Annotated in this window: 18 protein-coding genes and 5 tRNA genes; 12 read left to right on the top strand and 11 right to left on the bottom strand. The window is 45.9% G+C overall.

Features of this window, described 5'->3' with window-relative positions; genetic code table 11:
- The 7 genes from HUU49_04020 to HUU49_04050 form a co-directional block, all read right to left on the bottom strand.
- Nucleotides 1–965: M23 family metallopeptidase (locus HUU49_04020; GenBank protein NUM25757.1), on the bottom strand; the 965-nt coding region annotated here is incomplete at its 3' end.
- Nucleotides 966–1318: 353 nt separating this feature from the next.
- On the bottom strand, nt 1319–1903 hold the full coding sequence (locus HUU49_04025; protein ID NUM25758.1) for a hypothetical protein: 585 nt from the start codon (nt 1901–1903) through the stop codon (nt 1319–1321).
- An 80-nt stretch (nt 1904–1983) separates the two neighbouring features.
- Entirely contained in the window at nt 1984–2223 is a 240-nt protein-coding gene (locus HUU49_04030; protein ID NUM25759.1) for a GreA/GreB family elongation factor, read from the bottom strand.
- Between the two features lie 18 nt (nt 2224–2241).
- Entirely contained in the window at nt 2242–2496 is a 255-nt protein-coding gene (locus HUU49_04035; protein ID NUM25760.1) for a GIY-YIG nuclease family protein, read from the bottom strand.
- 293 nt (nt 2497–2789) lie between these two features.
- On the bottom strand, nt 2790–3395 hold the full coding sequence (locus HUU49_04040) for a hypothetical protein (protein NUM25761.1): 606 nt from the start codon (nt 3393–3395) through the stop codon (nt 2790–2792).
- The gene (locus tag HUU49_04045; GenBank protein ID NUM25762.1) at nt 3395–4318 is read right to left on the bottom strand and encodes an asparaginase; all 924 of its coding nucleotides are present in this window, start codon (nt 4316–4318) and stop codon (nt 3395–3397) included. Before HUU49_04045 ends, HUU49_04040 begins: the two co-directional genes overlap by 1 nt.
- A gap of 97 nt (nt 4319–4415) precedes the next feature.
- On the bottom strand, nt 4416–4898 hold the full coding sequence (locus tag HUU49_04050; protein ID NUM25763.1) for a hypothetical protein: 483 nt from the start codon (nt 4896–4898) through the stop codon (nt 4416–4418).
- 240 nt (nt 4899–5138) lie between these two features.
- Between HUU49_04050 and argS the strand changes: the two genes are divergently transcribed.
- The 3 genes from argS (at nt 5139) to HUU49_04065 (ending at nt 9002) form a co-directional block, all read left to right on the top strand.
- Nucleotides 5139–7055, top strand: coding sequence for an arginine--tRNA ligase (argS, locus tag HUU49_04055; protein NUM25764.1), 1917 nt, complete (start codon nt 5139–5141; stop codon nt 7053–7055).
- A complete protein-coding gene (locus tag HUU49_04060; protein NUM25765.1) occupies nt 7033–7770 on the top strand; it encodes a hypothetical protein in 738 nt (245 codons plus the stop codon). Before argS ends, HUU49_04060 begins: the two co-directional genes overlap by 23 nt.
- Before the next feature lie 92 nt (nt 7771–7862).
- Nucleotides 7863–9002 (top strand): pyridoxal-phosphate dependent enzyme, encoded by a 1140-nt coding sequence (locus HUU49_04065; GenBank protein ID NUM25766.1) that lies wholly within the window; start codon nt 7863–7865, stop codon nt 9000–9002.
- Between the two features lie 30 nt (nt 9003–9032).
- Here HUU49_04065 and argA read toward each other — a convergent pair whose 3' ends face one another.
- Both argA and argE read right to left on the bottom strand, forming a co-directional pair.
- Entirely contained in the window at nt 9033–10343 is a 1311-nt protein-coding gene (argA, locus tag HUU49_04070; protein NUM25767.1) for an amino-acid N-acetyltransferase, read from the bottom strand.
- Between the two features lie 4 nt (nt 10344–10347).
- Entirely contained in the window at nt 10348–11505 is a 1158-nt protein-coding gene (gene argE, locus HUU49_04075) for an acetylornithine deacetylase (GenBank protein ID NUM25768.1), read from the bottom strand.
- 193 nt (nt 11506–11698) lie between these two features.
- Here argE and HUU49_04080 point away from each other — a divergent pair.
- A tRNA-Arg gene (locus HUU49_04080) sits at nt 11699–11775 on the top strand.
- 19 nt (nt 11776–11794) lie between these two features.
- Nucleotides 11795–11871 (top strand) — tRNA-Arg (locus HUU49_04085).
- Between the two features lie 497 nt (nt 11872–12368).
- Here the strand turns inward: HUU49_04085 and HUU49_04090 are convergent.
- On the bottom strand, nt 12369–14099 hold the full coding sequence (locus tag HUU49_04090) for a long-chain fatty acid--CoA ligase (protein NUM25769.1): 1731 nt from the start codon (nt 14097–14099) through the stop codon (nt 12369–12371).
- Nucleotides 14100–14353: 254 nt separating this feature from the next.
- Between HUU49_04090 and HUU49_04095 the strand changes: the two genes are divergently transcribed.
- From HUU49_04095 to HUU49_04105, 3 genes are all read left to right on the top strand, one after another.
- Nucleotides 14354–14427 (top strand) — tRNA-Arg (locus HUU49_04095).
- A 162-nt stretch (nt 14428–14589) separates the two neighbouring features.
- Nucleotides 14590–14660, top strand: a tRNA-Ala gene (locus HUU49_04100).
- A 616-nt stretch (nt 14661–15276) separates the two neighbouring features.
- A tRNA-Ala gene (locus HUU49_04105) sits at nt 15277–15352 on the top strand.
- Between the two features lie 119 nt (nt 15353–15471).
- Here HUU49_04105 and HUU49_04110 read toward each other — a convergent pair.
- Nucleotides 15472–16638, bottom strand: a complete 1167-nt coding sequence (locus tag HUU49_04110) for a ParB/RepB/Spo0J family partition protein (GenBank protein NUM25770.1) — start codon at nt 16636–16638, stop codon at nt 15472–15474.
- Between the two features lie 208 nt (nt 16639–16846).
- Between HUU49_04110 and HUU49_04115 the strand changes: the two genes are divergently transcribed.
- From HUU49_04115 to HUU49_04130, 4 genes are all read left to right on the top strand, one after another.
- A complete protein-coding gene (locus HUU49_04115; GenBank protein NUM25771.1) occupies nt 16847–17494 on the top strand; it encodes a TetR/AcrR family transcriptional regulator in 648 nt (215 codons plus the stop codon).
- A 104-nt stretch (nt 17495–17598) separates the two neighbouring features.
- On the top strand, nt 17599–17844 hold the full coding sequence (locus tag HUU49_04120) for a hypothetical protein (protein ID NUM25772.1): 246 nt from the start codon (nt 17599–17601) through the stop codon (nt 17842–17844).
- A gap of 15 nt (nt 17845–17859) precedes the next feature.
- Nucleotides 17860–18171 carry a hypothetical protein gene (locus tag HUU49_04125; GenBank protein ID NUM25773.1) on the top strand — a complete coding sequence of 104 codons (312 nt, stop codon included), beginning with the start codon at nt 17860–17862 and terminating at the stop codon, nt 18169–18171.
- Nucleotides 18168–18659, top strand: a complete 492-nt coding sequence (locus HUU49_04130) for a shikimate kinase (GenBank protein ID NUM25774.1) — start codon at nt 18168–18170, stop codon at nt 18657–18659. The genes HUU49_04125 and HUU49_04130 overlap by 4 nt, the downstream gene beginning before the upstream one ends.
- The last annotated feature ends 8 nt before the right edge of the window (nt 18660–18667 follow it).

Below are 18667 nucleotides of genomic sequence, written 5' to 3' on the forward strand. Positions count from 1 at the left end.
TATTCCGTCGCACCAATGATTTCGTTGTTAGTCAGGCTAACTTCAGTTGGCGACAAAGCCTGCGCCCAAAGAGTGAGGGTTTGTCCGTCACCGGGGATAAACGCTGGCAAAATAGCGATGTCAAAACCACCGCCAGTGCCATCAACCGCAATGACTTTACTGGTACCAAACTGCCAAAGCAGATACGCACCGCTGACAAACTCCTGGCGCTTGTACATCACCTTAGGTTTGCTTGTATCAAAACTACCGTTAACCCAGGGATAGTGCTGCCAAGCCAACTCATTGGTGGTTGGCGCACCAAAGTAAGCCGGACCATCCACCTGACTGGTGTAGTACCAACGAAAACCGCCCTGCAATAAAAACGCCTGGCCAACATCAGGGTTGTCGATGATGGCAAAGTATTCATTATTGCTATTGCGGAAATCCTGGATGGTCACATAGAACCGGCCATCTTGACTGTACCAGTCATGGACATAGGCTCCTCCTCCGTTATCGAACGGATTGCCGACGACGGAAGAAAATTGGTTGTAACACGAAACAATCCGCTGATTGACCGTGCCATCGGAGAGTTGTCCGGGTAAAACCGTGGTGGCCAGATGATCGGCAATGAACAGAGAAGGTTCGAGGTAATTCTCTGGCCATACTGACTGAGAAGCATACCCTTTTGCCCACGCCGGATATTGACCAACTGACACTCCATAGGAACCATTGTAGACTCCAAAGTGTAAGTGGTCAGACCAGCAAGAAGCGCTGATTACTTCTCCGATCTTTTGGCCAACATTAACCCATTGACCCTCAGTAATACCAACAGGCTTGGTATGGCCGTACAAGGTGCACACCTTTTTGCCATCAGGCAACATATGCTCAATGATGATGAGATAGACCCAGTTATCCACACAAGTACCTCTTGCTTGAGCAAACATTACCTTACCATCGGCCGCGGATTTGACACTTGTACCTGCCACAACACAAACATCTTCTGCTACATGTTTGCCGGGTTTACCACCGACAGGGAAAGCGGCATTCAAACCACCCCACCCCAGACAACCCACTTGGTAATCTTCAAGAGGATACTGGAAACTGAATGCAGTTTGAGCCAGTGAACTTTGTGTAACCACGAATATCATAGTCACTGTCACCAAAATGATGCTTCGATACTTCATGATTCAATCCTCCTACTAGTTGTAATGAACATCACTTCCTCTCCTTCAAAGAGGTAGACTTTCCACCATGGAAAGCTTTTCTAAAGAAAAAACATAGCATTACATCCTTAGAAAAAATTTCCAGGGTTTAAGTCGCTATGTTGATCTAAATTTTTTTAAATTGTTGTAATTAACCTTTCAATGATATTAATATTTTCATCAATCTTATTAAACGCCGTGATTTCAATAACGAGGTCCTTAATTCTAAATACATATATATCAGTTTCAATAATACCTGGGAAATCTATGAATTTACTTACTTTCAATTTTCCCAGCATAACTGTTTCTGGAGTCCGCTCATTAAATAAATTTATAGTCTGGGAGTTATAATAATTCTCCAAATCTAATAAATTTTCGTTTTTATAGATAGTTATAAAAATATCTCCAAAATATTTAAAACCAAATTTATCAGGTATACCCACTTCTTTATTATTAGGGGCTAAGCTGATTCTGTTGTCATCTAATAAAAAAATTTTCCAATTCTCCGGATACTTAAACTCAAACCCATACTCTTCATTCCGATACGTTTTCCAATCTGAAGTGTCAATCTCTTCAGTAGTGGTGGCAGTATTAACATTTTCATTCTCAACTTCTGATTCTTCTGGAACAACGCTGGTGTTTTGATTTGTCTGAGGTTTACTAAGACAACCAGTTAAAACCAGGGTAGTTAGGATTAAAATTGTGAGTAAATATTTTTTCATCTTATTAAGCTAATAGCTTCTTACCAGAGTCATAGGCTCAACATAGCGCGAAAAGCTCATACGACCCTGGTAGCAAACTACTAGTAAGTCACTGCCTCGAGTAACTCACACTCCAAAGTATTACCATTGGGTAGTTTTACTGTCACCCGATCGGGATAACTATGCCCTAAAATTGCCTTGGCAATCGGCGACAAATAGGAAATTACGCCTTTTTTCGGATCACCTTGCGGCAGCTCAACAATTTCAAGGCGCTTCACTTCACCATTTAATACCACTAGCACCGTATCGCCCACTTTAATTTTATCACCTTTCTTGATCATAGTCTCCCGCCTAAATTTTTAGATTAATAAACTTTTTTTAAGATTTCGTTTAATATAATTTCTGCCCCAACCTGTTTTAAAAAACTTTTCCCTATTTTTTGCATCAATTTCAGCTAAATATGCCTCATAATAAACCAACGTTAGAGGTATACGATTTTTAGTTGCAAGAGATTTACCATTATTATGTTCATTAAAACGTCTTTGTAAATTTTTTGTATACCCGATATATAATTGGCAATCTTTCAAACTTTTTAGAATATAGACATAAAACATATCTAAAAATTTGGGCGGGTAAAATTCTCTTACCAGAGTCATAGGCTCAACATAGCGCGAAAAGCTCATACGACCCTGGTAGCAAAATTCTACCTTCAGACTTATCAACAGATTTTTGCGACGGCTCTTTAAAGTGACGGCGCAACTTTTTATTTTTAAAAAAATATCTACCAATCGGCATTTCCGAGGTAGATAGTTGTAAGGTTCTTATTTAATTTTTAATTTTTGCGACGGCGCATATATGTGCGACGGCTTTATTTCTGTTATTCAGTATAGCATGTCAAACAATGTTGTCAAGACTTTTTAACAAACTTTTGATACTCTTCATCTTCGTCAATCATCTTTTCAATCATCTCACGCAAAAAGTCAGCCTTTGATATTTTAGTATTATGGGTTCGCCAATGCAAATACCGTTCAATCCGAGAAGTAATACGTAAAGTAAATTTAATATTAGGAACTTCACGGCCTTCGCCGCGTTCAACCTGTGCCAAGAACTCAGTGATTATTTTTGATAAGTTACCTTCAGTATAATATTCAAGATTCAATAATTTTGAAGCGTCCTTGTTTTTTTTCAGATGCAGTAAATTTTTATTGATCGGCCGCGTCTTGTCCGACAAATATAACACCGGCTTCTTATGCGCCAAAGCAATGGCGATCAAATAGCCACTTTCCGGCAAGTAACTAGTACCTTCAATAATCAAACCGTCCATTCGCTCAAGCATTCCTTCGCCGGCCTGATCCATGCGGTCCAAGTCGGCGCCGGAAAAACCTTTCAAGTGCGAACTGATCAAATTACTCATCACCAAAACTCCGGTTTCCGAAAGCAAATCCATAATCCGCGAAAAGCGTTTTTGTAATTTATCTTCGGCCTGATTGTCGGCAGTAAAATAAATTCTCATTACAGCGTTTCTCCCGCCAAATCTTTAAACATTAGTTCTTTGATTTTCTTTGGCTTATCGGCCTGGGTTAACGACCACATTAACTTTAATACGGTTGATTCCCAGCCCATATTATTAACTAAAATCAGATTGTTTGAAATAATCATCGGCTGATTTGATTGTTTGGTCCAAATCACTACCGGCTTGTCAGAAATGACTTTATCAAGAAGGAAAATTAAATTGCGGGGCAAGCTTTGATTGTTGCCCGCGTTAATGACAACGCCATCCCGATCGGCTAGGCGCTTATTCAAACTTTTTAAATCTAAAACCGGATTAATGTTGATAATCTCAATATTGCTATTTAAATTTTTAGATACTTGCAATTTGGTTTTAGCGGTTAAAATATTTTTTTCAAAAATTCTAATGCTAAAATCAATGCGCCCCAAAATTCCGCTTGGAGGTGCATTAAAAACATTTAGTGACTCTTCTGTCGTTAAAAATGACTGATTTGCTCGCAGTAACCGGTTACCAAACATCAGCGCCACTTCACCAAAACTATAATTGGCGGCCTGGCAGGCGTTAATGATATTAGCTCTGATTTCCGGGTTTTTACCATCTAATCTTTTCTGATAGGGTCCCGTGATAATAATCGGCTTAGTGAGATTTTGCAGCAAGAAAGATAAAGCTGACGCCGTATACAAAATGTTATCAATATCATGTAAAATCACAAAACCATCGGCCTGGCTGAACCGTTGAGCAATTTCGTCGGACAGCTTTAACCAAATTGAAGGTGTAATATCCGAAGAAGGTTCGTTAAAAACAACCACTGGTTCAACATCGGCAATAATGCCAAGCTCAGGCATTGACGTAAGCCAGTCACGCTTTTGCAAAATTGGCAGATCGCTTGCCACTAATAAATAAATTTTTTTACGAGTTTTTATCATACTTTTAAAGCGCCGTCGCATATTGAAAGCCGTCACCATTATTGTACCACTTTTAACCTTTAAAAAACAAACCCCAAAGCTTTGATAAAGCTTGGGGTTAAGCGGTGTTGTCGGCCTCGGACTCATGCGTCAACAGACGCGGCGGCCGAAGAACAATCTTGCGGTTAAGGCCAAACGACCGGCGCTCATAAAAAATGTGCCCCTCAAAGGTCTTTTCCAGTTTGACTATCGCCAAAACTTTGGTTTGTTCCCGCATCCGGAAACGAAAACTCCAGTCAGGACAATGACCCAAAGTATTTGCCCGCTCGGTCACCAAGCGCACCAAGCGCACCATCGTGGCGACAAAGGCCGTATCAAGCACTTGGCGGTCAAGCGGCCGCACCCGGCGACAATCAACCCGTAGCGATGTCCAACTCTGCTTTAGTAGCTTGGCAATCGCCTGTTCCATAACCAGCGGCGCCTGATCCATGTCCCAAGCGCCATACAAAGCAAGGTGGCAAGTTGAACCGACCACCTCAAGGCGGTAACGGAAGCGCAGGTGCTTTCGGCGAAGCAGCAATAACCAGTTAGTCAAAGACATGTTTTTGCCTCCTTTCTCATGCCAAAACCGAACTACCAAAAATCAAAGAACGTATCTTTATTATAACATTGACAGCAGGACCGGTCATTGTTAAGATAAAATATCAAGAAAACTCTTGATTTTAAAGGGTTTTTTTGTGATTATAGATCTTTGATCCTTTACAAGTTGAGTTTAAAGTAACAACCGCAAGCAACCACGCCCAAGAGCCTCAGCCAAGAGGTCTACTAGGGATATGGAGGTATGAAAGCCATGAGTTGGAGTATGATCGAGGTACTCGAAACCCGTGACGATCTCATCAAGCTGATCGTCGAAGTGATTGGTAAGCTGTTTGGCCAGGAAATCAAGCCCGACAGCCTGGAATTCTCCGAGCCGCCAAACCCGGAGTTAGGCGACCTGACCCTGCCCTGCTTTTTTCTGGCGAAAATCGCCAAAACCAGCCCGGCAAAAATCGCCGTGTCGTTAGCTGAAGCGCTTCGGCCTCAACTGCCCGCGGATTTCACCGAGGTGAAAAACACTGGGCCCTACCTGAATTTTACTGTGCGACGAGGTCGCAGCATCCAACGAGTCTGCGATCTTGTGCTCCAGGAAGTTGACCGATTTGGCACCGTCACTGACGGCGTTGGCCAAACAATGATGATTGAATACAGCGGCCCGAATTCCAACAAGGCCCTGCATCTTGGTCATCTGCGCAACAACCAGCTTGGCATCAGCCTGCTTAACATCATGGCTGCTGCCGGTTACCGGGTAATTCCGGTGAACATCATCAACGACCGTGGAATTGCTATCTGCAAATCCATGGTCGCCTACCAGCTATGGTACCAGCCGCAGACGCCGCAAAGCGTCGGCAAAAAAGGCGATCACTTTGTCGGCGAATGTTACGCTAGGTTCCAGGAAGAGCTCGACAACGAGTACGCTGCCTGGCTTGCCGAGTGTAAAGCGCTGACCCTGCAAGAGGTCGAAGCCCTGGCCGAAACTGATCAAGACACCTTGCGCGCCGAATTTGACCAGCAGTCGAAGTTGCTCAAGCAGGCAAACCAGATGCTGATTGAATGGGAAGCCGGCAATCATCAGGTACGCCAACTCTGGACAACGATGAACAGTTGGGTCTATGACGGATTCAGCCAAACCTACCTCCGCCAAGGCGTGCACTTCGACAAGGTCTATCTGGAAAGCGACACCTACGACCAAGGTCGCGCCATTGCCCTGCAGCACGAAGCTGCCGGCACCTTGGCCCAAGCTGGCCTGATGTTTCGCGATGAGCGCAACAATCTGGTCTTTGACCTTGAACGTTTCGGCCTGACGCAACCAGGCAAACCCAAAGTGCTGATCCGCGGCGACGGGACAACCATTTACATCACCCAAGACATCGGCACCGCCGTTCAACGCTTTGAGGAGTTCGCGCCGCTAAACCAGCTAGTCTACGTCGTCGCCCGGGAACAGGAACTGCACTTCAAGCAACTGTTCAAGATGCTTGAGCTGTTTGGTTACCCGTGGGCCGCACAGCTGTTTCATCGCAGCTACGGCATGGTTCGACTGACCGACGGCAAAATGAGCTCCCGGCGTTTGAAGGAAGGCGGCGTTTTTCTCGCCGACGACCTGATGGATCATCTTCACGATTTGGCCCGCCAGGAAATCCTGAAACGTTATGGTGACACTGGCGACGAATATGACGCCGACGATCTCGAGCGCCGCGCCGAACAAATCGGTTTAGCCGCGCTCAAGTATTTTCTTCTGCGCACCAGTGCAGAAAAAGACATGATCTTCGAGCCGGCCGAATCGCTCGCGTTTGAAGGCAATACCGGGCCGTACCTGTTGTACGCCTATGCCCGAATCAAAAGCATTCTGCGCCGCGCCGAAGTTATCAGCGAAACCGCTGACCTGACTGTCTTGAACGAGACGGTTGAAATCATGTTGGCCAAAAAGCTAGCGCAACTGCCCTCGGTAGTCAGCCAAGCCGCGCGGGAATTCAATCCCACGCCGGTAGCAAGCTGGTGCTACGAAGTTGCCAAGGCTTTCAGCCAATTCTATAACCACTGCCAAATCATCGGCAGCGGTGACACCCTCGAACCGGCTCGTCTTCGCCTGGCTTTCGCCACGGCCGTTGCCTTGGGCAATGGCCTGAAGCTGCTTGGCATTGAACCGCTGGAGCGAATGTAGCAACCAACCAACCGGAGGTAATATGAACCCTCAGCAAGAACACGAGTTCGGAAAGTTGGTGCGCTACCTGCAGCACCGACGAATTGAGGCCGTTGCCATTGAGGCCGGCCACATCTATGTTGACGAAATGCCCGGCGACAAACATCTTAGGTCGTTTGTAGTCGGCGCTGAAGTGTTAAGCGCCTTAGTCGCGCACGGCATCAGACCGATGCCGATTGTCTTTATCGACAATTACAATCCGCCGACAAACGGGTTGTGCCTGAGAAGCTATCTTAGCCTGGCGCGAGGATCCGGATTCTTCCAGCCCCACTGCGAGCCCGAAGGCCTGATCTTCTGGGAAGCCGACATGGTTAGCGGTGCCGAAGAAATTCTGGCAAACTTGCGCGGGCAACACTTGGTCCAGGAAGGGCCCAACGGCGAACTGCTTACCGCCGGCCACGGCAACATCATGTTGCGCAAAGCCGACGGCAAGTTAAGCTGTGCGCTCTTGGATGCGGCCTTTTGTCTGCATCGCTTTAATCAGTTTCCCTATCACCTGACCGTTCTGCCCAAAAAAGACGAACACTACGACTACAAACACCAACAGCGTAACGTCCGCAAGCTGTTGCGTCTGCTGGGCTGGGACGACATTCCGGTGGCAAACGTCTTCTTCCAGTCCGAGACTGACTGGATTGTTGTTCGCAGCGAACCGACTCTGCGGCCCCAGAATCTTTAACTCAACCCCATCACCGGCCAGACGTTTTCACGTTTGGCCGCTTTTTATTGACTTTAAGCAATATTTCTTCTATAATGAAACGGTATTAAAGTATGAAATGTTACTGGCGTTGCGTTACTTGTGGCGCAACCACCGACAACCTGGATAACCGACCGTGTCCTCATAATTCCTATTACGATTATTTTGAGGCCGTTTTTGATTACAACACCATCACCGAATTTCCGGTTAAAAATCAAATCGGGCTCGCGAAATATCTGCCGCTGTTGCCGATTGATGAAATAAAAATTTCACTCGGCGAAGGCAGTGCACCACTGATCCGGCTGCATAATTACTCAAATCAGCTCGGCCTGACTGACCGGGAAATCTACGTTAAAAATGAAGCTCAAAATCCAACCGGCTGTTTTAAAGATTTGGAGAGCATGGTGGTTATTAATAAAGCGCTGGAAGACGGCCACCAAAAATTGTTAATTGTTTCTTCCGGCAACGCCGCCTCTTCAGCCGCCGCTTACGCCAATAAAGCCGGACTGTCATGTGTCTGCGTCATTTTAAAAAAAACCCATCAAATTAAAAAAGAAGCACTCAGCACTTTTGGCGGTGAGTTGCAGGAATTTTCCGGCACCTACGAAGAGGCTTACCGACATTTTTCTGACCAGCCCTTGCCAGATCATTGGAATATTACCTCCGGCAAAAATCCGCTGCGGGTAGAGGGTGATAAAATTATCGCTTTTGAAATCTGGGAACAACTGGGTGTTCCTGATCAAATTATTGCTCCAGTCGGTAATGGCAGTTTGATAGCCGGCATTTGGAAAGGCTTTGTTGAGTTACAAACAATCGGCAAAATCAAAACCCTGCCGCGCTTAATCGGCGTTCAGGTAAAAGATGCCGCGCCCCTGAAGTCAGCCCTGGCTACCAATCAGGATTTTGTTATCTTGCCTGATGTTCATGATTCAATTGCTGAAGGCATTGTCGCCACCGAATCATACTGTTCACCTAAAGCAGTGCGGGCAATTAAAGAGAGCGGCGGCGAAGTAATTGAAGTCACCGATCCCGAAATCAAACAAGCACTAAGCGACATCATGAAAACTGAAAGCCTAGAACCAGAGCCAACCTCGGCGGCGGTTTACGCGGCGCTATCAAAAGTAAAAACTGAAGCAGGGCAAAAAGTTGTCTGCATTCAAACCGGCAACGGCCAGCGCAACATTGCTTATCTCGCCAAATTACTTAAACGTTAAATAACAATAAATAAAAATGGCGCTTCCGTATTACCCGGAAAACGCCACTTGCTCCAAATGCTTAACCAGCACTTTGGAGTTTCTTGTTTTATCGTAGGTTTGCCGCTTAGCCGGCGGCAACAAGTCGGGATTGCCCAACTGGTAACCTCGATTAATGAACCAACTTTCCGATCTTGTAGTTAGCGCAAACACCATTCCGATCCGACCGGACTTAACCGCCTCACGCTCCAGATACTCCACCAACAAAATGGCAATGTGGTGATGACGATATTGCGGATCAACCACCAAGTGAGCAATTTCCGCCGAACGATGTTCCGGCCAAGGTACCAGCTGACAGCAGCCGATGACCTGGCCGTCTTTTTCGTACACGTAAAATTGTTCAATCACCGCCTGCACCTGTTCAACGGTTCGGTGGATCAGGCGACCCTGACTCACTGGCTCGGCTGCCATCTCCATAATCCGTTGGATGTCGCTGAGTGTCGCCTGACGGATGTCGGCATAAACGTCGTTATAGACCATCGTGCCGGATCCGTCGCGCGAAAACATCTCGACTAACAACGAACCGTCACGGTGACCGTTAATAAGGTGAACGCGCGGCACACCCTGTTCGCAGGCTCTGATCGCTTGCTTGAGCTTGATCAGAGTAGTGCCTCGAACCAACCCAGTATTCACCAATTCACCGGCCTCGTGCGGTGTTAACTGCCGGATAAGTTCCTGGCGGGCGAAAATGCCGTTACCTTCCATCAGGTAAACCAGTTTCTTTGCGCCAAGGCGAATCGCCACTTCAGCAGCCAATTCATCGGGAAACACATACAACATTTCGCCGGACTTACTGGTTGCTAACGAAGAGATAATCGGCATGACTCCCGACTGAATCAGGTCGGTTAAACCGGCGACGTCAAGTGTTTCAAGTTCGCCGATCAACTGAAAGTCAAAACCGTCAATCACACCTTTGCGGCGCGCCGTGATAAAATTGCCGCTCAACACCCGCAAAGGTGCGCGACTCTGACTGACACGCGTCAGACTTTCGGTGACTTCCAGCGTTGTCAGAGCGCACGCCTGTCGCACTGCTGAAGCGTGCGCCGGCTCAATCACCATATACCCCTGATGAAGCTTGATCTTGCCGCCGGTTGCCGCAACCGCCGACTCAATCTGGCTGTTTGCTCCGTAAACCAGCACCGGTCTGATGCCCAACGCCGCCAGCAAAGCAGCGTCAACAATGATGTTAGCAAAGGCTTGCGTGTCGGCGATCAGCCGGCCGCTTACCTTAACGACAAAGACAGTCCCCCGATACATCGGAATGTACCGTAAGACCTCGCGCAAGACCAGCGGATTCTCCATAAGGCTAATCGCCTCCTTTCACGCACAGTTCCTCGATGATCGTCGAGAGAACCGTAACCGTTCGGTCCAAATACTCAGCGGCGATAAACTCGTTAGGTTGATGAGCCTGAGCAATATCGCCGGGACCAAGTACTATTGTCTCTAGTCCAGCAGCATTGTAGATGGCCGCTTCCGTCGCAAACGGCACGCCAATCGCCGACTGACCGGTAACGGCCTGAGCGACGTGAACAATGCGGGACTGCTCAGAAGTTTCCATCGGTTGTGTGGGCGCTGACGTAACCCGTAAGCTAGCCAAGCAATGACTATTGCCATTGGTCATGTTGTCGGCAATCCTTTGCAAATCGCCGATTAAATCCTGGACGTCTTGTCCGGGAATCGGCCTGATTTCCAGTTCCAGTTTGCACGACGCCGGAATTCGGTTAACGCCTTCGCCGCCCTTGATCAGGCCGACGTTCAACGTCGGGTATTCCGGTCGCAACAGCGGTTGCCGAAAGTCAGTCAGCTCATCGCGATAGCGATACAGCTGACTAAGTAGTTCGCTCGCCAGCTCAATGGCGCTAGTGCCGCAACCCGGATCACTGGCGTGACCGGCTTTGCCATGAAGCGTGAATTCCGCTCCCAGCCAACCTTTATGCATCCGCACCGGAACTAGTTTGGTCGGTTCGCCAACTACTGCGTAGTGAACTGACTTAAACACGTCATCTCGTCGCAAGCGTTTGGCGCCCGCCATGCTCGTTTCTTCGTCGTGCGTAAACGCCAGCACTAGCGGCCGGCGCAAAGTTGAAGACGAAAAATTTCTGGCGGCCGCGATTGCTGCTGCCAGAAAAAACTTCATGTCACAGGTTCCAAGACCATAGTACTTGTCGTGTTTCAATGTCAGCTCAAAGGGGTTAGAGTCCCATCGCGCCAACGGTTCGGCCGACACCGTGTCGATATGACCGGCAAGCATCAAGCCGCCGTCACCCGCACCAATTGTCGCAACGACGTTACACTTCTCCTGGCCTTCGGTTGAGTCCTGGCTTGTCACGTAAATCGCCGACTCCGAGAGTTTAAGCGATTCCCGTAAAACCTCACACAGAAAATCCGCTGCTGCTCGGTTGCTATTGGCGCTGACGGTATTAAAACCGACAAGCCGCCGAAATATTTCCATCATCAGCTCCATGGCTAAATACCTCCAGTACCCGCGATCGGGCAGTATGGTTGTGTGGTGATATAGGTGGTAAAAAGAACCAACTGAAAACACAATTTCAGCCTTTCAACTTACCAATAAACACCCGCACTGTCAACTTACTATGTTGTCCCCACGGCTTGACATAATTTCCCCAAAGACTTAAGATAAAAAACCAATTACGGCCGTGTCTATAGCTCAATTGGATAGAGCACTGGCCTCCGGAGCCAGGGGTTGTGGGTTCGAATCCCGCTAGACACACCATTTTGCACCCTGTTTCGGTGTCCCTGTAGCTCAACTGGATAGAGCGTTTGGCTACGGACCAAAAGGTTGGGGGTTCGAATCCTCTCAGGGACGCCATTATTTCATAGATCTTTAGCTATCATCTTTGGGATCGAAAACTTTCTTCGATCCCTTTTTCATTTTATAAAAAACCGGCAAGAATCAAGTCGTACATATGTACGAGCGAAAAATTCATGCCGGCGGGGCCGCAGAATATACCATGAAGTCGAGGGGTGTTTGCTTGTAGCTAGCCCAAATATTCGACAACACAGTAATAATCATAACTTGAACGGTTTCTCCCAAATGGGAGCGGACCGCATTGCTGACCTAAAGAACAAAGACAAAGAACAAATAAAAAAGTCCCGAAGAAATTTCCGGGGCCCTAGCCTATATTAAAGCACGCTCATAGAGTTAAGCGGAATGTCATCTTTGATGAAAGCGTTGTGTTTGGATAGAGTCTGAGCAATCATTGCCGTCTTGTCTTGATTCGCGGTTCGCGAATCGTGACCGTACATTAATTAGCTCCAACTATTGTAACACACAAGCGCGATGACGCAATAGCACATATCCACAAATTACTGATACATCCGCTCAATTAAATTGTGATATTTTGAAACAATCACCTGACGCCGCAATTTTAGCGTTGGCGTCAACTCGTCTTTATCCTGAGAAAATTCAGCCGGCAGAAGTTGAAACTTACGAATTTTCTCCCAATCGGCAAACTGCTCGTTGATATTTTCAAGCCGATCGGCAAAAATTTTAATCAGCTTTTCTTCTTTCACCAAACTGTCAGGCTCCTTACTTGCCAGGCCGATCGCTTCAAGGTTACGGTTGACTTCTTGCCAATCAGGAACAATCAAAGCTGTTAAATAGCTGCGGCCGTTGCCATAGACAAACGACTGGGCAATGAACCGATCAGCGTCAAGCATTAGTTCAATTTGTTCCGGCCAAGCAATTTTACCATTTGACATTGAAATCATTTCTTTCTTGCGACCGATGATCACCAAAAATCCTTCACTGCTCATAAAGCCTAAGTCTCCTGTATGAAACCAGCCGTTTTCATCAATCACTTCTCTGGTTAATGCTTCATTATTATAATAACCCTTCATCAATCCGGCACCGCGAACCAAAATTTCTTTGTCCGGCGCAATCATCACCTCAACGCCGGGCAGCTGAGTTCCCACCGTGCCAAACTTCACATTATCAGGCCGATTGACGGTAATCACCGGCGAGGTTTCGGTCAGACCGTACCCTTCCAAAATTTTTATGCCAAGCCGGGCAAAAAATCTAGCTAGTTTATGGTTGAGCGTGGCGCCGCCGGAAATCACTAGGCGTAATCGTCCGCCAAATCTCGCTCTAATTTTGCGAAATACCAATAAATCAGCAATTCGATATTTCACCGTCCCTGGCTCTTGTTTTAACGCCCAAATAAACATGTTGTAAGTTAGTCCCCCGCTATGTTTAACTTTATCCCAAAGACCGCTATGAATTTTTTCAAACACCCGCGGCACCGAAACTATGATCGTGGGTTTTACTTCTTTAAAATTTGTAGTCAATGTTTTAATGCTTTCAGCATACGCAATGCAGGAACCGTGACAAACCAACGGCGCGTAATATCCGGCTGTTCGTTCCAAAACATGAGACAGCGGTAAAAATGAAAGTAAGACATCATGATGATCAATCGGCACGGCAGTCGTAGCCGCTACGGCATTACTCATCAAATTTTCATGGGAAAGCATCACGCCCTTGGGCAACGCCGTAGTTCCCGAAGTATAAATAATGCTTGCTACGTCATCGGGGTGAATGGCAATATTTAATTTCTGAGTTGATTGTTCTCCCAAGCTCATCACCTCATCAAGGCTCAAAAGTTTTTTGGAAAAATCTTTTGGTCTGTCATCAAGCGTAAAAAAAATAACCGTTGAAAGTTTCGGCAGGTCATTGATTACCAACTGCAGCTTATTGAACTGCTGTTGATTGCTGACAAAAATCACTTCGGTTTGTGAATCACTCAAAATATGTTTGATGATATTTGCCGACATCGTCGTATGAATCGGCACTGTCACAGCGCCGATCATCAAGCTTGCCAGGTCTGCTCTCACCCACTCCGTTCTATTCTCCGACAAGATGGCGACTTTTTCATTTTTTGTAATACCTAATTCCAGCAATGCTTTAGCTAACGTTTCAACTCGGTGTAACAGCTCACCAAATGGAATAGAAATATAGGCTCCATGATATTTAAATTTCAAAGCGGGCCGACGACTAAATCGGGTTGCAGTTTCTCTAAACCTTTGGGGGATAGTTTGCATACGCTTTCACTATTATATAACAAATCCGCGACTTAGGCCTACCTATCGTCTCGAGGGCGATAGGCAAGAATAAATCGCGGATTAAATCATGGTTATTAAAAAATAGCTTAATTTAGAGCACCAGTAAAGAGGAGAAATTGTAGACAAGTTGTTTACAAAGCTAGTATTTGCCAGTATTATTACTTTATTATTTAGGAAAAGCATCTGCGCGGTCTAATATATAGAACAAATAAAAGACTTTTACTCCGTCATATGCTCCTGTAGCTCAACTGGATAGAGCAGGTCCGTCCTAAGGACAAGGTTGTAGGTTCAACTCCTACCAGGAGCATATGATGGGGCCTAAGCCTTAAACACAGATCAAATCTTTTTAGATCTCTACCAAAGACTTTAAAAGTATATGCTATATTACTATTAAGATAGCATCATGATCTTTAGACTCATAGTTGATTGCCGTCCCTCAATTTTAGAGACATTACCCGCCATGACCCATGGGCCTATGGTCCAGTGGTACGACGCCACATTCGCATTGTGGAGACGGGAGTTCGATTCTCCCTAGGTCCAAGGGCTATGGCAGGTTAAGAAGCTTTTTCTTCTATGAGTCTAGTGATTTTGATGCTATTTTTATTATTTTATATAAATTTTTTATATTGTGCGACACTATTTTTATTCTAATTTAAGCTAAAAATATTAAATTACAAAAATATACAAACGGAAAATGTTTGTATTTTTTGTTATTTTTTCTCAAAAATTAGCTAAAAATATTAAATAAAATAATAAATCTATTTTTTATCTAATTTTAAATAAATATAAGTGTCGTAAAATATTATCAATATTTTTTTATGCAACTAATCTTGACAAAATTTAAAACTAGCAGTATAGTAATCAAGCTTTACAGCATTTTGCACCTAAATTACCCATGTCTCGCCCCCAGTGGCGAATTTGGTTGCCGGTACCCCTACCTGTCCTGCCGGGGGTGCCTGGCAAAGCGTTTCTCAAACCAAGCGGTACTTGGTGCGAGAACGCTCCTTCCTTGGGGCCGACAAAAAACACTAGATTCCACACTGCAATGGCGCAAGAGGGTCACGGTGCTTGTCGGCCCTACTTTAATTTAAGCTAAAAATGGAACGATTTTGACTTTTTCATAAATTTCTTTTATACTCATTCATATTGAAAATTTGGGCCCGTAGCTTAGTTGGTAGAGCGCTTCCATGGCATGGAAGAGGTCAGGAGTTCGAGTCTCCTCGGGTCCACCAGACTGATAAATTACTAAATGTTTCACGTGGAACATTTTTTTGTTTGTTTAAAATTAAAATGTTTCACGTGGAACATTTTTTATAAAAAGAAAAAGAACCGCTCCACTCACGAAATCGGCTCATGACGCTTTTACAGCATCAGGCATTTTAATGCCATTGATTAATTTTTCAACCAGACGCAGGTTATTGATCGCCCTGGTGACCCGCTGCTTAGTTAGTTCCAGATCGGCAGGGGACATAAAGGCAAACATACGATCAAAAACCTCTTGGCCAAAGTCCGAAAATGCGACGGCATCATCAGCAGTTCGGGCAAGAAATGCGTCTAATACCCGACGATCATCGGAGGGTTTACGGTTACGATTCTTGTCCAATGGATCACGATCTTTTCCCAGCTTGGCACGAATTGCCCGCCGCGCATGAGTGATCTTCATTCCCTTAGTCTCTTGGGCCAAACCAAATTGCATATGCCTTGGCGCCGAAGAAATCTCATAGCCAACCGCTGGGCCTAAACGTTCATTTTCGGGAACACTCAGGCTCATCATTGCCAACACCGCCGGATCAAGCTTCAAGAGCGCTAGACGTTGGTAGATCCACGGCTCAGATCTGTTGTAGGTCTCGCAGATCTTTTCCATGGAACATCCAAGGTCTAACAAATCCTGAATGTTCTGCGCGTCATCTGGCGGAGAAAGGTCTTCCCGATTTCCGTTGGAAAGAGTTTGTTCAAGCCGTTTGCGAAGCTCGCTTCTTGGCTCAGGCTTTACTAAAACCAAAAACGGCAATTTCTTCAGCTTGCAGGCACGCCAGCGGCGCTCGCCGTTCTTCAAAATCCAGTCAGTGTTTGGCACACCAATCGCTTGATACACTTGCGCCGGCTCTTCCTGACCGTCGTCATAGATTGATTGCGCCAACTGGGCAATCGTTGCCGGGTCAAAGCTCTTGCGAGGTTGTTTGGGATCTTTTTGAACCCGCTGAGGATCCACATAAACGACTTGACCAACTTCTGCCGTTTTAGGGTTGGCCAAAACAACGCGCTCCATCCAGTGAGGCTCACTGGAAACAGAAACAACCGGCACAGGCTCTGTTTTTGAAACAGTTGCTGCTGCCAGAACAGGGGATTGGACAGCCTTAGGTGCCGGAACTGACGGCGCCACCGTCCCAGCGTTACCGTTGCTGGGTTCATCTGGCTGGCGAGCTTCATTACGCGCACGACGAGCTTCACGTAACTGAGCTTGTTTTCTTCGTTTCCCTTCCTTTTTTTCCAGCTTCTGCTGTCGTCTGCTAAGCATACACGTCCCTCCTTAGTTGACACTGCGTCAATCGATGAAATGAACACCCCCTCTCTATTCAGATACACAAAAACTAAAAGCAGTGTACATCGCTACCTTTTATTTTTCAAGCGAATAAAAAATCTTAATTGTTTCACAGGAAACATTTTGAATCTTTACATAATTTATAGTTTACTATAAAATTATACTAAACTATAAATTTATTACTATGACAATCAAAAATACCCCGTCTTTACGAGAAAAAAAACACGCCTGGACTAGAAAAAATATTCTTGACGCTTTTTTAGAAAAACTTAAAACTAAAAATATTCAAGACATTTCTATTCGTGAACTCTGCGAAACAGCTCAAATCTCACCAGGAACTTTTTTTAACTATTTTTCTCACAAACAAGAACTGTTGGCCTATTTCATCTGGCTTTGGAGGGTTAAAGCTACCCAACAAATTGAACAGGAAAAAACTCCGACCAAAGCTATAGAAATAATTTTTACCGCCGCTGCCGAAGACCTGTTTTGCTATCACCACAATATCAATGAAATTATCGCCTGCCTGGCACCGGGTGCTACGGCGACTGAGCCGCAAAAAATTTCTCATGCTAAAACCACACAAACTTTTTTTGACCAAAATAAAACTAATCACTCTGCGTCACAAAATCTTGATGCCACGCTTTTAACTTTAATTAAAAAAATAATCAAAAATAATAAATCTCGAAAAAATGTATCTGAAGAAACATTGCTGCTAATGGTGCAAACGATTTTTTTCGGCGTGCCACTTATGATCAAAAAAAATTCCGATAAAATAAAAAAGTCATACCAACAACTCCTTGCCAAAACTTGGCACTGCCTTGAACTGCAGTAATAATTTTTTAGCTATCCAACATTGACAAATATTTCAAAAAATTGTAGTTTAAAACGTTACTAAATGATCCTTAACTAACAACCTAGAGAAGGGGAGATGAAGCCATGAAACGTTTCACTCTTGTTCTGATCAATAGCGCCGAAGACCCTGAGGTAGCGAGGCGCAAAAGTACCAGACGCCGCCGGCGCCTGGAAAATGGCTGGCCGATTGATTCGTCCCAGTCATCGCCACAGACTCAGCGTTGGTGGCAACGTCAAGGTCGCTACGACCACGAAGTTGAAGTGGTATACGGTCCCGACGGACAATACCAAACTCAGTACTATACCGGCTGCAGCCGTGCTGCCGGGTAACAAAAGGAAAGTTCAATGGATGGAAAACTGACCCTGGGCAACGGTGCGGTTGTTGATAGCGTTCGCGCTATTGCGACCACCATTTCGCTCGCCAACCTTTTGAAAGAAGGTTCGGCGGCAATACTGCTTTCTTTTGGTCAATTCTGCCGGGAAAACATCTCGGCGCTTGATCCAAACTTAATTGATGTCGAACTTTTATGCAGACTCAAACTCTGCGATGAGCACGGCGAAATTGATGAGGACGTCAGGAATGTCACAATCTGTACGGTTCGGGGCTATACGGTCGCAAACCTCAAGCTGGTTTCACCAACCGAAAAGATTACATGAGTAACCTGATCCTGATCGGCATGCCCGGCGTTGGCAAAACCACGGTTGGCAAACGCGTTGCCTGCGAGCTCGGCTGGCGGCTACTGGATGTTGATGCCGTCATTGAAGGCCGAACCGATAAACCGTTATCGCAGGTTGTCGCCGAACTGGGAACTGAAAAGTTCTGCGACCTTGAGGCGCTCACCGTTCAAAGCCTCTGGTGTGATCAACTGGTGATTGCTCCCGGCGGCAGCGTCGTTTACCGCGAAGCGGCAATGGTACACCTCAAACGCCTCGGATCGGTGATCTATCTAGAAGCCAACTTGGAAGAACTGGCCAGGCGCATTGCTGCCAAGCCCGACCGAGGCATTGTCTGGTTTGGACAACCGAACCTCAAAACGTTGTGGCAAGAACGCCACCCTCTCTATCAAAAATATGCCGACTTGGTCATCCACCAAGACGGCATGTCTTTAACCGACTGCAGTCAAGCAATCTGCGCGGCGCTATGACACGATCA

The organism is Candidatus Buchananbacteria bacterium, assembly GCA_013359225.1.
In the GTDB taxonomy this organism is placed as follows: Bacteria; Patescibacteriota; Patescibacteriia; order Buchananbacterales; family UBA6539; genus JABWCG01.

Coding starts and splice junctions, on each gene's coding strand:
- HUU49_04115 (NUM25771.1), top strand. CDS start 16,847: ATGACAATCAAAAATACCCCGTCTTTACGAGAAAAAAAACACGCCTGG.
- HUU49_04025 (NUM25758.1), bottom strand. CDS start 1,903: ATGAAAAAATATTTACTCACAATTTTAATCCTAACTACCCTGGTTTTA.
- HUU49_04030 (NUM25759.1), bottom strand. CDS start 2,223: ATGATCAAGAAAGGTGATAAAATTAAAGTGGGCGATACGGTGCTAGTG.
- HUU49_04120 (NUM25772.1), top strand. CDS start 17,599: ATGAAACGTTTCACTCTTGTTCTGATCAATAGCGCCGAAGACCCTGAG.
- HUU49_04035 (NUM25760.1), bottom strand. CDS start 2,496: ATGTTTTATGTCTATATTCTAAAAAGTTTGAAAGATTGCCAATTATAT.
- HUU49_04040 (NUM25761.1), bottom strand. CDS start 3,395: ATGAGAATTTATTTTACTGCCGACAATCAGGCCGAAGATAAATTACAA.
- HUU49_04125 (NUM25773.1), top strand. CDS start 17,860: ATGGATGGAAAACTGACCCTGGGCAACGGTGCGGTTGTTGATAGCGTT.
- HUU49_04065 (NUM25766.1), top strand. CDS start 7,863: ATGAAATGTTACTGGCGTTGCGTTACTTGTGGCGCAACCACCGACAAC.
- argS (NUM25764.1), top strand. CDS start 5,139: ATGAAAGCCATGAGTTGGAGTATGATCGAGGTACTCGAAACCCGTGAC.
- argA (NUM25767.1), bottom strand. CDS start 10,343: ATGGAGAATCCGCTGGTCTTGCGCGAGGTCTTACGGTACATTCCGATG.
- argE (NUM25768.1), bottom strand. CDS start 11,505: ATGGAGCTGATGATGGAAATATTTCGGCGGCTTGTCGGTTTTAATACC.
- HUU49_04050 (NUM25763.1), bottom strand. CDS start 4,898: ATGTCTTTGACTAACTGGTTATTGCTGCTTCGCCGAAAGCACCTGCGC.
- HUU49_04110 (NUM25770.1), bottom strand. CDS start 16,638: ATGCTTAGCAGACGACAGCAGAAGCTGGAAAAAAAGGAAGGGAAACGA.
- HUU49_04130 (NUM25774.1), top strand. CDS start 18,168: ATGAGTAACCTGATCCTGATCGGCATGCCCGGCGTTGGCAAAACCACG.
- HUU49_04045 (NUM25762.1), bottom strand. CDS start 4,318: ATGATAAAAACTCGTAAAAAAATTTATTTATTAGTGGCAAGCGATCTG.
- HUU49_04090 (NUM25769.1), bottom strand. CDS start 14,099: ATGCAAACTATCCCCCAAAGGTTTAGAGAAACTGCAACCCGATTTAGT.